A 12,495-nucleotide genomic window follows, 5' to 3' on the forward strand; every position below is an offset into this window, starting at 1 on the left:
GACCCTTTGCGTGTTGGCACGTCGGTGCCAGCATTTTCTGCCTGAACAGATTAGAGAAACGACCATGCATAACGTCGTCATCAGCGGCACCGGCCTGTATACCCCGGCCAACAGCATCTCCAACGAAGAGCTGGTGCAGTCTTTCAATACCTATGTCGCCCAGTTCAACGCGGACAACGCCGAAGCCATCGCCAGCGGTGAAGTCCAGGCCCTGACCGAGTCCAGCGCCGCGTTCATTGAAAAAGCTTCCGGCATCAAGAGCCGCTTTGTCATGGACAAGGACGGCATCCTCGACCCTGCGCGCATGACGCCACGCCTGCCGGAGCGTTCCAACGACGAATGGTCGGTGCTCTGCCAGATGGCCATCGGCGCTGCCGAACAAGCCCTGCAACGTGCCGGAAAGACCGCCGCCGACATCGACGGCGTGATCGTCGCCTGCTCCAACCTGCAGCGCGCCTACCCGGCGATCGCCATCGAAGTCCAGGAAGCGCTGGGCATCCAGGGTTTCGGTTTCGACATGAACGTTGCCTGCTCGTCGGCGACCTTCGGCATCCAGCAAGCGGCCAACACCGTGCAACTGGGCCAGGCCCGGGCGATCCTGATGGTCAACCCGGAAGTCTGCACCGGTCACCTGAATTTCCGTGACCGCGACAGCCACTTCATCTTCGGTGACGCGGCCACCGCCGTGATTATCGAGCGCGCCGATCTGGCAACCTCCAAGCACCAGTTCGATGTGGTCAGCACCAAACTGCTGACCAAGTTCTCCAACAACATCCGCAACAACTTCGGCTTCCTCAACCGCGCAGCGGAAGAGGGCATTGGCGCCCGCGACAAACTGTTCGTGCAGGAAGGCCGCAAGGTGTTCAAGGACGTCTGCCCGATGGTGGCAGAACTGATCGGCGAGCATCTGGAAGAGAACAAGCTCAACGTCGGTGACGTGAAGCGCTTCTGGCTGCACCAGGCCAACCTGAGCATGAACCACTTGATCGTGCGCAAGCTGCTGGGCCGCGAAGCCACCGAAGAAGAAGCCCCGGTGATTCTCGACACCTACGCCAACACCAGCTCCGCCGGTTCGGTGATCGCGTTCCACAAATATCAGGACGATCTGGCGGCCGGTTCGCTGGCGGTACTGAGCTCGTTCGGTGCCGGTTACTCGATCGGCAGCGTGATTCTGCGCAAACGTTGAGTGGACTCGTTCATGTCCTCTTAATCGCGCTAATCTTTCCTGCATCCGAATCAGCGAGAACGCTGTAACTTTCGGAGACTGCGGCAGGACGTCGCTTCAAGCGACCTCCTGCCGCAATCATTTTCGGGCGGGAAAAAGGGGATTGATGGATGGCGGTTGACGACACACAACTGCTCGAACGGTTGTTGGCAGGCGAACAGAAAGCCTTCAAGGAACTGGTCAGTACCTATCAAAGCCCCATGCGCGCGGTGGCCTACGCGATTGTCGGCCAGCGCCATGTCGAAGAAGTGGTACAGGACGCGTGGCTGTCGGTGGTGCGCAATATCGGCCGTTTCGAGGGGCGCTCCAGCCTAAAGACCTGGTTGCTGACCATCACTGCCAACTCGGCCAAGAGCCGCTACAAACTCAATCGTCGCGAAGTGTTGCTGGATGATCTGCCGTCACCCCACGGCACCATCGACGACGATCGTTTTTCTCCCGGCGACGGCCACTGGCTGGTCGCACCGTTCGCCTGGCACCAGGACACACCCGAAGCGCTGCTGACCGAAGGCGAGCTGCGTGAATGCCTTGAGCACACGCTGTCGAGCCTGTCGCAATTGCAAAGCAGCGTGCTGTCGCTTCGTGAGCGGCAGGGCCTGGAGCTGGAGGAAATCTGTAATCTTCTGGAGATCTCGCTCTCCAATGTCCGCGTGCTGCTGCATCGGGCACGCTTGAAGGTCTTTGCGACCGTGGAGCATTTTGAGGAGACGGGAGAATGTTGACCTGCAAGGAGCAAGTGGCGCGATCCAGCGATTATCTCGATGGCCAGTTGAGCTTTCGCGAAAAACTGATGGTGCGTCATCACCTGATGTTCTGCCGCAATTGCCGGCGTTTCATTCGCCAGATGCGTTTGATGCAGGCGACGTTACGGGCGATGCCGCAGAAGCCGGAAGAGGGCGTGGACGCGCTGGCCGAGCAGTTGGCTGAGCTGCGGCGCAAGCATCGATCCTGAAAACACAGGCTGGCGCGGCCGCAGCGAACGGATGATGGGGATCGCTGCGGCCGCGCCAGTCTGTTGAAGCCTCTTCAAACGATGGAACCTAAGGCACAGCCCATCGTTTGAAGTCTGTTGCCGGGTTGCTTAGAACTTCGCTTCCGCGTCCAGCTGCAGGGTGTTGGTGTCTGCATCACGCTGGGTACGGCTGGAGAAGTCGGCCTTGGTCAGGAAGTAAGTCGCACCGATGGCGAAGTTCTTGTCGATGTCGTAACCGACCTTGAACTTGTGGCCACGGGAGCCGGTGGTGCCGTTGGCGAAGTCCGAATCGGTGAAGGCACCGACCACAGCGTTGCGCTGCACGTCACGATAGTTGTAGTCGAGGTTCAGGCCGAAGACTTTCGACTTGGCACCCACCAGCCATGCGGTGTCCTGATCGGTCACTGCATCGTTGTTTTTCACGTACTGACCGTAGAACGACAGCGGCATTGGCAGGCCACCGATGTCGACCTGGCTGAAGCCTTCGTACAGCCGGAATTCGTTGTTCGCCGAGTTGCCGTTGACGGCCAGGGCGCATGGCGTGGAGGTACCGGTGCAACGGCTGTCTTCGTCGTTCTGGTAGGCGTAGACGCTGCCGCCCAGGGTCAGTTTCAGGTTGTCGGTGATGGCGAAGCGGCTACCCAGCTGGCCGGCGGTCAGGCGCAGGTCGTGACGGAATTGCACGCCGTCGCCGTCGACGTTGTCCTTGAGGTTGTAGTTACCCAGGCTGCCGAACAGCTCGACGCTGCTGCCCAATGGATACTTGTAGGTAACGGCCAGACCTTCCGGGTTGATGTCGCTGTCCCAGATCACGTCGCCCATGCTCACCCACGGTTGCAGCATCTTGCCGCCGATGATGTGCAGGTTCTTGATCTGGTCCGGGTGGTAGTCGATGTAGCCGAGGTCGAGCCAGATCTGCTTCTTGTCGAAGTAGTTGTCCTGGTCCTGGTTGGTCGAACGGGCGTCGTCGCCGCCGCCGGTGGCGATACGGATGCCGGTGTCGACTTGCGGGTTGATCTCGGTGTAGGCGCCCAGACGGGCACGAATGCGCTGGCGATCCTTGTCGCGGCCACCGTTGTTCGGTTCGCCGTCGATCTTGATGGTCTCCTGACGAATACGCACGTCGCCCTTGAACTGGGTCTTGGCGGCCCAGGCCAGTTTCTGGTCGAAACTGCTGAGCTCGTTGGTTTTCTTCGCGGTCGCCGCGATTTGCTCGTTGGTCTCTTGCTGCGCCTGCTGCGCGATTTGCTGGGCCTTCTGATCCTTGGCCAGTTCTGTTTGCAGTTCAACGTACTGCGCCTGGGAAATAGAACCGTTAGCCTTGAGCATGTCGAGCAGTTTGGCGTCGACTGCGGCACTGGCCGGTACACTCATGGCCAGCAACAGGCCACCGCACAGGGCCGCCGCAGTTTTCGTGGAAGCAAGACGCATAGCAATCTCCGAAGATGAGAGGGGATGGCTGAACCATCCTGGGCACAACCGACGGTTTGACGGTCGGAAAACAGTGTCCGGGTAGAACCCGGCGCTCTAAAAACAGGCGCCAGTATCGCGATGGTTTATGACAGAGCAGTGGCGCGATGATGGCAGGTTGATGACGATGCAAAACTGCCGTGAACTATTGAGCTAGAGCGCTGTCGCGCATTTGGTCGTGTGCAAGGCCAGGCCGATCAGCGATACTCGCCGGGCGTTCACGTCCGAAAGTGGAGAGGAAAATGCCGCTGCAACGTCTGCACAAACTGTCGGAAATTCCTGCGTCCGACTGGGATGTTCTGGTACCGCAAAACCAGCCGTTTCTGCGCCATGCCTTTCTGGCTTCGCTGGAGGACAGCGGCAGCGTCGGCCCGCACACGGGCTGGCAGGCGGAGCATCTGCTGCACGTTGAAGCGGGGCGCGTGATCGCGGCGCTGCCCGGTTATCGCAAGTGGCACTCCTATGGCGAATACGTGTTCGATCACGGCTGGGCCGATGCCTGCGCCCGGGCCGGCATCGATTACTACCCCAAGTTCTTGAGCGCCGTGCCGTTCAGCCCGGTCAGCGGTCCACGGTTGTTGGCGGCAAATGTCGAGGACGGATTCGAACTGCTCAAGAGCCTGCCGGGCTATCTGGAAATCGAAGAGCTCTCCAGCGCCCACATCAATTTCACCGACGCGTTCACCGATGCCGCCATGGCCGGGCAGCCGGGCTGGCTGCAACGCATCGGCTGTCAATATCACTGGCAGAATCGCGGCTACCGCGACTTTCAGGACTTCCTCGACGTACTCGCCTCGCGCAAGCGCAAACAGATGCGCAAGGAGCGCGAGCAAGTGGCGGGGCAGGGCTTCGAGTTCGAATGGCTGGAGGGGCGCGAGCTGGACGAGGCGCAGTGGGATTTTGTCTACGCCTGCTATGCCAACACCTACGCAGTGCGCCGGCAGGCGCCGTACCTGACCCGGGAATTCTTCAGTCTGCTGGCCGAGCGCATGCCGGAATCGATTCGCGTGGTGCTGGCCCGGCAAGGCTCACGGCCGGTGGCGATGGCGTTCAGTCTGGTGGGCGGCGACAGTTTTTACGGACGCTATTGGGGATGCCTCGCCGAGTTCGACCGGCTGCATTTCGAGACCTGTTTCTACCAGGGCATGGACTATGCGATTGCCCAGGGTTTTCAGCGTTTCGATGCCGGTGCCCAGGGCGAGCACAAACTGATTCGAGGCTTTGAACCAGTGATCACCCATTCCTGGCATTACCTGCGCCATCCCGGTCTGAAAGCTGCGGTCAAAGACTTCCTGCACCAGGAGCGCGCCGGTGTTCTGGCCTATGCCGAAGAGGCGAGGAACGCCTTGCCGTATCGGCAAGCCTGATCCTCGCCGGCACCCTCAGCTGTCTTCCTTGCCGAGCCAGCGATAGAGCACGCCGCCGACCACCGCACCGAGCAGCGGCGCGACCCAGAACATCCACAGCTGCGCGATAGCCCAGCCGCCAACCATCAGCGCCGGTCCCGTGCTGCGGGCCGGGTTGACCGACGTGTTGGTGACCGGAATCGAGATCAGGTGGATCAGCGTCAGGGCCAGGCCGATGGCGATCGGTGCCAGTCCTGCCGGGGCGCGCTTGTCGGTGGCGCCGAGGATGATCACCACGAACATGGCGGTCATTACCAGTTCGGTGACGAAGCCTGCGGCCATCGAATACTTGCCCGGCGAGTGCTCGCCATAACCGTTGGAGGCCAGGCCGTTGGCGACTTCGAAGCCTTCCTTGCCACTGCCGATGTAGACAATCAGCGCCGCCGCGAGAGTCGCCCCGATCACCTGGGCGATGATGTAGGCGGGCAACTCCTTGGGCGGGAATCGACCGCCAACGGACAGTCCGACCGACACCGCCGGGTTGAGGTGGCAGCCGCTGATGTGGCCGATGGCAAATGCCATGGTCAAGACCGTCAGCCCAAACGCCAGGGCGACCCCCAGCACGCCGATTCCCAATGGTGAAGACGCGGCGATTACCGCACTGCCGCAACCGCCCAAAACCAACCAGAACGTACCCAACAACTCAGTAACTGAACGTTTGAACAGAGACATGAGAGAGTCCTTGATAGACGTGCTATCGAGACTGGATCGAGTGGTGCTTCCCTGCAGATTTACGACAGGTTCCGTTCCGGAGCCTTGGCTCAGTACAGCAGGGTTTGGGCGGATTTCCAGCAGGCGATAAAAAACCGCCAGGGCCCGTGGTTAAAGGGCTCTGGCGGTTTTATCTCACGTTGATCGTTCCCACGTCGAGGCGTCGAACCGTCCGCGTGGGAACGATCAGAAGCGCGGTTCAGTCGATGCCGACAAACCCTCCCGTCTGGTGCGCCCACAACCGCGCATACAGGCCGCGATGGGCCAGCAGTTCGGCGTGGGTGCCGCTTTCGGCGATCTTGCCGTTTTCCAGCACCACCAGTCGGTCCATGCGGGCAATGGTCGAGAGGCGGTGGGCGATGGCGATCACGGTCTTGCCCTGCATCAGGGTTTCCAGGCTCTCCTGGATCGCGGCTTCGACTTCCGAGTCCAGCGCCGAGGTCGCTTCGTCCATGATCAGGATCGGCGCGTCCTTGAGCAGCACCCGCGCAATCGCGATCCGCTGACGCTGACCACCGGACAGTTTCACCCCGCGTTCGCCTACATGCGCGTCGAATCCGGTGCGTCCTTCGGCGTCCGTCAGCAGCGGGATGAACTCATCGGCGCGGGCCTTGCGCACTGCTTCCCAGAGCTCGGCGTCGGTGGCGTCGGGCTTGCCGTACAGCAAGTTGTCGCGGATCGAGCGGTGCAGCAGCGAGGTGTCCTGAGTGATCATGCCGATCCGTGCGCGCAGGCTTTCCTGGCCAACTTCGGCGATGTTCTGGCCGTCGATCAGGATCCGCCCGCCTTCGACGTCATAGAGGCGCAGCAGCAGGTTGACCAAAGTCGATTTGCCGGCGCCGGACGGGCCGATCAAACCGATTTTCTCGCCCGGTTTGATGGTCAGGTTAAGGTCGCCGATGATGCCTTTCTTCTTGCCGTAGTGAAAATCCACGTGCTCGAAACGCACTTCGCCACGGGCCACGGCCAGCGGTTTGGCCTGCTCCCGGTCGGTGACGCTGACCGGTTGCGAGATGGTCTGCAGACCATCCTGAACCATGCCGATGTTTTCGAAGATCCCGGTGACCACCCACATGATCCAGCCGGACATGTTGACGATGCGGATCACCAGGCCAGTGGCCAGGGCGATCGCGCCGACGCTGATCAGCGATTGCGTCCACAGCCACAGGGCCAGCGCCGTGGTGCCGACGATCAGCAGGCCGTTCATGGTGGTGATCGCCACGTCCATGCTGGTGACCACGCGGCCGGCCATTTGGGCTTTTTCAGTCTGTTCCTGGATCGCCTCGCGGGCGTAATGCTGTTCGAAATTGGTGTGGGCGAACAGCTTCAAGGTGGCGATATTGGTGTAGCCGTCGACGATCCGGCCCATCAGTTTCGAGCGCGCATCGGAGGCTTCCACCGAGCGGTCCTTGACCCGTGGCACGAAGTAATAGAGCGCGCCGATGTAGGCGGCGATCCACGTCAGCAGCGGAATCATCAGGCGCCAGTCCGCCTCGGCGAACAGCACCAGCGAACTGATCGCGTAGATCAGCACATGCCATAACGCATCCACCGCCTGCACGGCTGAATCGCGCAGCGAGTTGCCGGTCTGCATGATGCGCTGGGCAATGCGTCCGGCGAAGTCGTTCTGGAAGAAATTCAGGCTCTGCTTGAGCACGTAGCTGTGGTTCTGCCAGCGAATCATGCTGGTCATGCTCGGGCTCAGGGTCTGGTGCACCAGCATGTCGTGCAGGGCCAGGAACAAAGGGCGAAGGAGCAATGCCACCACCGCCATCCACGCCAGTTCGGCGCCATGCACTTTGAAGAAATCGACGTTGGGCGTGCCCTGGGCGAGGTCGATGATGCGGCTCAGGTAACTGAACAGCGCCACTTCGATCAATGCACCGAACAGGCCGACGATCAGCAGGGCGGCGAAACTCGGCCAGACCTGCTTCAGGTAATAGGTATAGAAGGGCAGAACGCGGTCCGGCGGGGATGCAGTCGGGGCATCGCGGAATATGTCGATCAGTTGTTCGAAACGGCGATAGAGCATCAGATAACCGCCCGGAGCACGGGCTCTCCTTTTATCAGTGTGAGCGGCGTGACATCAGGTCAGCGCCGCTCGATATGCCCTGTAAAGCTTAGTCGATGCGCTTGGCCGACTTGATGATCACAGGGTCGACCGGCACGTTTTGCATGCCCTGTTTGGTGGTGGTCTGGGAGTTGACGATGATGTCGACCACGTCCATGCCCTTGACCACTTTGGCGAACACCGCGTAACCGGCGTCACGGCCCGGATCGAGGAAGGCGTTGTCGGCGACGTTGATGAAGAACTGGCTGGTGGCCGAATTCGGATCGGAAGTACGGGCCATCGACAGGGTGCCGCGAACGTTGTGCAGGCCGTTGCTGGCCTCGTTCTTGATCGGGGCTTTGGTTTCTTTCTGCTGCATCTGCTGGGTGAAGCCGCCGCCCTGGGCCATGAAGCCCGGGATCACGCGATGGAAAATGGTGTTGGTGTAGAAACCGCTGTCGACGTAATCGAGAAAGTTCTTGGTGCTGATCGGCGCCTTGACCGGGTCCAGCTCGATTTCGATGGTGCCGTTGGTGGTCACCAGTTCGACGTGTGGCGCCTTGGCCGGCGTGGCAGCCATCAGGTTGGCAGCAAACAGCACGGTGCCGGCGGCGAGGGCGAGTTTTTTCAGCATGGGTCAGTGATCCTGAGGGTGGTTATCGGCTGTGGCGAGGAACTCCAGCAGCGTTTGATTGAAGCGTTCGGGCTGATCGAGCGGAGTGGCGTGGCGCGAATCGGCGATCACCACCAGCCGCGCATCGGGCAGCAGTCTGACATAGGTTTCTTTCAGCGAAACGGGGGTGTAGTCCCGGTCGGCGCTGACGACGAGGGTTGGACAGGTGACCCGGGAAAGTCGTTCCTGGACCCCCCAGCCAACAATCGCATCGAAGCTGGCGAGATAAGCACGTTTGTCGTTTTTTGCCCAGCGTTCTGCCATCTTCTGGCGCAAATCGGCCTGCTCCGGTTTGGGGAACAGCTTGGCGCCAAGAGCCTTGCCGATGGTGGCGAGGCTGAGCACACGCATCAGGCTCCAGCGTTTGAACCATTGCCAGTAATCGTCGCGGCTGCGCACTTTGACCTCAGGCGCACTGTTGACGATGGTCAGGCTCTTGAGCATCTGCGGCTGATCGACAGCGAACTGGAAGCCGATCATGCCGCCCATGGACAGCCCGGCGTAATGCACCGGGCCGAGCTTCAAATGCTCGATCAGGGCGACGATGTCGGCGCTGAAACCGGCGATGCTGTAGCGCTCGCGGGGTTTGTCGGAACGACCGTGACCGCGCACGTCCGGGACGATCACCCGGTAGTGCGCGGCCAGCGCGGGAATCTGCATTTCCCAGTCCAGGGTGCTGGAGCCCAGACCGTGAACCAGCAGCAACGGATCGCCGTGGCCATATTCCTCGTAGTGCAGGTTGCAACCTTCATGCTCGAAATACGCCATCGGTGAACTCCATGTCAGGCTTGTTCGGGAGCGGCGAACGGTGCGTCCAGCGGCATGGTGTCGAAGGTACGCAGCAGTTCGATAAGGATTTGCGTCGCCGGACCCAAGGGTTTGTCCTTGTTCGAATACAGATAGAAACTGGAGTTGCGATTGCCGCCTCTGTCCAACGGTAGCAGCTTGAGTGAGCCGTCTTTCAGTTCCCGCTCGATCATGTGTCGTGGCAGCCAGGCGAAACCCAGGCCACTGCTGACGAATGTCGCTGCGGTGGCGAGGCTGCCGACGGTCCAGCGTTGCTCGGCGCCCAGCCAGCCGACGTCCCGGGGTTGCTGGCGGCCGGAGTCGCGAATGACCACTTGCATCTGGGTTTCCAGGTCCTGGAAATTCAGCTCGCGGTTGAGCCGATGCAGCGCATGATCAGGATGGGCGACGGCGACAAACTCGACATCGCTCAACTCTGCGCCGAGGTAACCGGGAATGCTCAGTCCGGTGATGGCCAGATCGGCGACACCTTCGAGCAGCACTTCCTCGACACCCGACAACACTTCTTCACGCAGACGCACGCGACAGCCGCGACTCTGCGGCATGAAAGCGGTCAACGCGCGCACGATGCGGGCGCTCGGGTAGGCGGCATCGACCACCAGCCGCACTTCGGCCTCCCAACCCTGTTCCATGTGGTGGGCGAGGTCTTCCAGCTGGCTGGCCTGTTTCACCAGTTGTCGCGAGCGGCGCAGCAACACGCCGCCGGCTTCGGTCAGCACAGCCTTGCGGCCATCAATGCGCAACAGCGGCACGCCGAGCTGATCCTGCATGCGGGCGACGGTGTAACTGACCGACGATTGCGAGCGGTGCAGAGCCTCGGCGGCCTGGGCGAATCCGCCGTGGTCGACCACGGCCTGCAACGTTCGCCATTGATCAAGGGTCACGCGGGGCGCTTTCATCAATAGCTCCTCTTGTCCTAAGCTGGCGGTCCCTCATGGAGACTGCCGAATGAAAAAATTCTGTTGTGTGTTGCTGGCGCTGCTTCCGCTGACTGCATTCGCGTACCCGATCGATGTGGAAAAGGATCTCAACGGCCTGAAGATCGACTACAACGCGTTCGACACCGATAGCGACATCGGCTCCATCCAGGTCAACAACTACGGCGACGTCGACGCGACCTGCAAGGTGGTGTTCACCAACGGCCCGGAAGCGCCGCGCACCCGCAACATCGACGTGGCTGCGGGCAAGCACAAGAACGCCACGGCCAAGTTCACCCGGACCATCATCAAGCTGCGCATCAAGTTGAGCTGCACCCCGAAATAGCGTCACGGTCCCTGTGGGGGCGAGCTCCCACAGGGTATGGCTCGCATCTAAACGAATTTTTCGATGCTTTGCAGCAATTATTTGCGCTTTTTCATCGATATGACTCTGTTTAACCTTCACTCCATCGACTTACAACATTCTCGGATGGAGGCTACACAACATGTCCCGCGTTCTGATCATCGAAAGCAGTGCCCGCCAGCAAGACTCGGTTTCCCGTCAACTGACCCAGACCTTCATCAGTCAGTGGAAAGCGGCGCATCCGGCCGATCAGATCACCGTTCGTGACCTCGCCGTGAACCCGGTGCCGCACCTGGACATCAACCTGCTGGGCGGCTGGATGAAATCCGCCGAGCAGCGCAACGACAGCGAGCAATCTTCGCTGGACCGTTCCAACGAATTGACCGATGAATTGCTCGCCGCCGACGTGCTGGTGATGGCCGCGCCGATGTACAACTTCGCGATTCCAAGCACCCTGAAAGCCTGGCTCGACCACGTGCTGCGTGCCGGTGTGACCTTCAAGTACACCGAAACCGGCCCGCAAGGCCTGCTCAGCGGCAAGCGTGCCTACGTGCTGACCGCTCGCGGCGGGATCTACGCCGGCGGCCCGGCGGATCATCAGGAACCGTACCTGCGTCAGGTGATGGGTTTCATCGGCATCCACGACGTGACCTTCATCCACGCCGAAGGCATGAACCTGGGCGGCGACTTCCAGGAGAAAGGCCTCAACCAGGCCAATGCCAAACTGTCTCAGGTCGCTTGATAAGTTAATCGCCAGATAATCGCCGATTGTTCTAGTGACCTGGCGCAACCCCTTCAAGGCTCTACGCGCATCGAACCTCCCTTTGCACTTGTTGCTCCTGAGTGCTCTAGCCCGATTGAACGCTTTAGCGAGATCGGGCTTTTTTTTGCCCGGGATTTTTTGCAACGCAGCACATCCCCTGTGGGAGCAAGCCCGCGCCCACAGGGGCCACCGTTGTCTGAGGGTTCGCGATCAGAAGCAAAAACCGCTATCGTCGCCGCCATTCGAAATCGAGGCGAGCATGGGCTATCTACTTTTTGTCACGCTGATCCAGGCGTTTTCCTTCAGTCTGATCGGCGAATACCTGGCCGGTCATGTCGACAGTTACTTCGCGGTACTGGTGCGGGTGGTGCTGGCCGGGCTGGTGTTCATCCCGCTGACGCGCTGGCGCTCGGTGGAGCCGGCGTTCATGCGCGGCATGCTGCTGATCGGCGCGTTGCAGTTCGGCGTGACCTACGTCTGCCTGTATTTGAGCTTCCGCGTACTGACGGTGCCGGAAGTGTTGCTGTTCACCATCCTCACGCCATTGCATGTGACGCTGATCGAAGATGCGCTCAACCGTCGCTTCAACCCGTGGGCGCTGATCGCCGCACTGGTGGCGGTGGCGGGCGCGGCGGTGATTCGCTACGACCGGATCAATCCGGACTTCTTCATGGGCTTTTTGCTGCTGCAACTGGCCAACTTCACCTACGCCGCCGGGCAGGTGCTGTACAAACATCTGGTGGCGAAACATCCGAGCGATCTGCCGCACTACCGGCGCTTCGGCTTCTTCTACCTCGGCGCATTGGCGGTGGCATTGCCGGCGTTCCTGCTGTTCGGCAAATCCAACTTCCTGCCGGAAGCACCGCTTCAATGGGGCGTGTTGTTGTTCCTTGGCCTGGTCTCGACCGCACTCGGTTTGTACTGGTGGAACAAGGGCGCATGCCTGGTCAACGGCGGCACCCTGGCGGTGATGAACAACCTGCACGTGCCGGTGGGCTTGCTGCTGAACCTGTTGATCTGGAATCAGCATGAGGAGCTGGGTCGGTTGTTCCTCGGTGGCAGCGTGATTCTGGCGGCGGTGTGGATCAGCCGGTTGGGGATTCGCAAGCCGCAGGCCATTGGCTGAATCGCCTATC

The 12,495-nt window shown here is 60.7% G+C and carries 13 protein-coding genes; 7 read left to right on the forward strand and 6 right to left on the reverse strand.

What is annotated here, in order from left to right; all coding sequences use genetic code 11:
- The first annotated feature begins 64 nt into the window (after positions 1 to 64).
- The 3 genes from AC1MDC_RS07125 to AC1MDC_RS07135 all read left to right on the forward strand — a co-directional run bounded on the left by AC1MDC_RS07125 (position 65) and on the right by AC1MDC_RS07135 (position 2,177).
- Positions 65 to 1,186, forward strand: coding sequence for a beta-ketoacyl-ACP synthase III (locus tag AC1MDC_RS07125; protein WP_085700640.1), 1,122 nt, complete (start codon positions 65 to 67; stop codon positions 1,184 to 1,186).
- 149 nt (positions 1,187 to 1,335) lie between these two features.
- Entirely contained in the window at positions 1,336 to 1,947 is a 612-nt protein-coding gene (locus AC1MDC_RS07130) for an RNA polymerase sigma factor (RefSeq protein ID WP_085700641.1), read from the forward strand.
- The gene (locus tag AC1MDC_RS07135) at positions 1,941 to 2,177 is read left to right on the forward strand and encodes an anti-sigma factor family protein (RefSeq protein ID WP_085700642.1); all 237 of its coding nucleotides are present in this window, start codon (positions 1,941 to 1,943) and stop codon (positions 2,175 to 2,177) included. The genes AC1MDC_RS07130 and AC1MDC_RS07135 overlap by 7 nt, the downstream gene beginning before the upstream one ends.
- Before the next feature lie 129 nt (positions 2,178 to 2,306).
- On the opposite strand, the gene AC1MDC_RS07140 is transcribed toward AC1MDC_RS07135, so the two are convergent.
- On the reverse strand, positions 2,307 to 3,629 hold the full coding sequence (locus AC1MDC_RS07140) for a putative porin (RefSeq protein ID WP_011332954.1): 1,323 nt from the start codon (positions 3,627 to 3,629) through the stop codon (positions 2,307 to 2,309).
- 281 nt (positions 3,630 to 3,910) lie between these two features.
- On the opposite strand from AC1MDC_RS07140, the gene AC1MDC_RS07145 reads away from it, so the two are divergent.
- Entirely contained in the window at positions 3,911 to 5,035 is a 1,125-nt protein-coding gene (locus AC1MDC_RS07145; RefSeq protein WP_085700644.1) for a GNAT family N-acetyltransferase, read from the forward strand.
- A 15-nt stretch (positions 5,036 to 5,050) separates the two neighbouring features.
- On the opposite strand, the gene aqpZ is transcribed toward AC1MDC_RS07145, so the two are convergent.
- The 5 genes from aqpZ to AC1MDC_RS07170 form a co-directional block, all read right to left on the reverse strand.
- Entirely contained in the window at positions 5,051 to 5,746 is a 696-nt protein-coding gene (gene aqpZ / locus AC1MDC_RS07150) for an aquaporin Z (protein WP_085700645.1), read from the reverse strand.
- Between the two features lie 238 nt (positions 5,747 to 5,984).
- On the reverse strand, positions 5,985 to 7,817 hold the full coding sequence (locus AC1MDC_RS07155) for an ABC transporter ATP-binding protein (protein WP_085703797.1): 1,833 nt from the start codon (positions 7,815 to 7,817) through the stop codon (positions 5,985 to 5,987).
- 88 nt (positions 7,818 to 7,905) lie between these two features.
- Entirely contained in the window at positions 7,906 to 8,469 is a 564-nt protein-coding gene (locus tag AC1MDC_RS07160; protein ID WP_085700647.1) for a peptidylprolyl isomerase, read from the reverse strand.
- A 3-nt stretch (positions 8,470 to 8,472) separates the two neighbouring features.
- On the reverse strand, positions 8,473 to 9,276 hold the full coding sequence (locus tag AC1MDC_RS07165) for an alpha/beta fold hydrolase (RefSeq protein WP_085700648.1): 804 nt from the start codon (positions 9,274 to 9,276) through the stop codon (positions 8,473 to 8,475).
- Positions 9,277 to 9,290: 14 nt separating this feature from the next.
- Positions 9,291 to 10,214, reverse strand: coding sequence for a PA3225 family LysR-type transcriptional regulator (locus AC1MDC_RS07170; protein ID WP_085700649.1), 924 nt, complete (start codon positions 10,212 to 10,214; stop codon positions 9,291 to 9,293).
- A 49-nt stretch (positions 10,215 to 10,263) separates the two neighbouring features.
- On the opposite strand from AC1MDC_RS07170, the gene AC1MDC_RS07175 reads away from it, so the two are divergent.
- The 3 genes from AC1MDC_RS07175 (at position 10,264) to AC1MDC_RS07185 (ending at position 12,485) form a co-directional block, all read left to right on the forward strand.
- Positions 10,264 to 10,578, forward strand: a complete 315-nt coding sequence (locus AC1MDC_RS07175; RefSeq protein ID WP_085700650.1) for a 3-phosphoglycerate kinase — start codon at positions 10,264 to 10,266, stop codon at positions 10,576 to 10,578.
- Between the two features lie 160 nt (positions 10,579 to 10,738).
- Positions 10,739 to 11,338, forward strand: a complete 600-nt coding sequence (locus AC1MDC_RS07180; RefSeq protein ID WP_007956545.1) for an FMN-dependent NADH-azoreductase — start codon at positions 10,739 to 10,741, stop codon at positions 11,336 to 11,338.
- A gap of 280 nt (positions 11,339 to 11,618) precedes the next feature.
- Positions 11,619 to 12,485 (forward strand): carboxylate/amino acid/amine transporter, encoded by an 867-nt coding sequence (locus tag AC1MDC_RS07185; RefSeq protein ID WP_085703796.1) that lies wholly within the window; start codon positions 11,619 to 11,621, stop codon positions 12,483 to 12,485.
- Positions 12,486 to 12,495: the final 10 nt, after the last annotated feature.

The sequence above is a fragment of the Pseudomonas sp. 1 genome (genome assembly GCF_056626735.1).

What these genes read in the sequence shown, in the direction of transcription:
- AC1MDC_RS07125 (WP_085700640.1), top strand. Translation starts at nt 65, where the DNA reads ATGCATAACGTCGTCATCAGCGGCACCGGCCTGTATACCCCGGCCAAC.
- AC1MDC_RS07130 (WP_085700641.1), top strand. Translation starts at nt 1,336, where the DNA reads ATGGCGGTTGACGACACACAACTGCTCGAACGGTTGTTGGCAGGCGAA.
- AC1MDC_RS07135 (WP_085700642.1), top strand. Translation starts at nt 1,941, where the DNA reads ATGTTGACCTGCAAGGAGCAAGTGGCGCGATCCAGCGATTATCTCGAT.
- AC1MDC_RS07140 (WP_011332954.1), bottom strand. Translation starts at nt 3,629, where the DNA reads ATGCGTCTTGCTTCCACGAAAACTGCGGCGGCCCTGTGCGGTGGCCTG.
- AC1MDC_RS07145 (WP_085700644.1), top strand. Translation starts at nt 3,911, where the DNA reads ATGCCGCTGCAACGTCTGCACAAACTGTCGGAAATTCCTGCGTCCGAC.
- aqpZ (WP_085700645.1), bottom strand. Translation starts at nt 5,746, where the DNA reads ATGTCTCTGTTCAAACGTTCAGTTACTGAGTTGTTGGGTACGTTCTGG.
- AC1MDC_RS07155 (WP_085703797.1), bottom strand. Translation starts at nt 7,817, where the DNA reads ATGCTCTATCGCCGTTTCGAACAACTGATCGACATATTCCGCGATGCC.
- AC1MDC_RS07160 (WP_085700647.1), bottom strand. Translation starts at nt 8,469, where the DNA reads ATGCTGAAAAAACTCGCCCTCGCCGCCGGCACCGTGCTGTTTGCTGCC.
- AC1MDC_RS07165 (WP_085700648.1), bottom strand. Translation starts at nt 9,276, where the DNA reads ATGGCGTATTTCGAGCATGAAGGTTGCAACCTGCACTACGAGGAATAT.
- AC1MDC_RS07170 (WP_085700649.1), bottom strand. Translation starts at nt 10,214, where the DNA reads ATGAAAGCGCCCCGCGTGACCCTTGATCAATGGCGAACGTTGCAGGCC.
- AC1MDC_RS07175 (WP_085700650.1), top strand. Translation starts at nt 10,264, where the DNA reads ATGAAAAAATTCTGTTGTGTGTTGCTGGCGCTGCTTCCGCTGACTGCA.
- AC1MDC_RS07180 (WP_007956545.1), top strand. Translation starts at nt 10,739, where the DNA reads ATGTCCCGCGTTCTGATCATCGAAAGCAGTGCCCGCCAGCAAGACTCG.
- AC1MDC_RS07185 (WP_085703796.1), top strand. Translation starts at nt 11,619, where the DNA reads ATGGGCTATCTACTTTTTGTCACGCTGATCCAGGCGTTTTCCTTCAGT.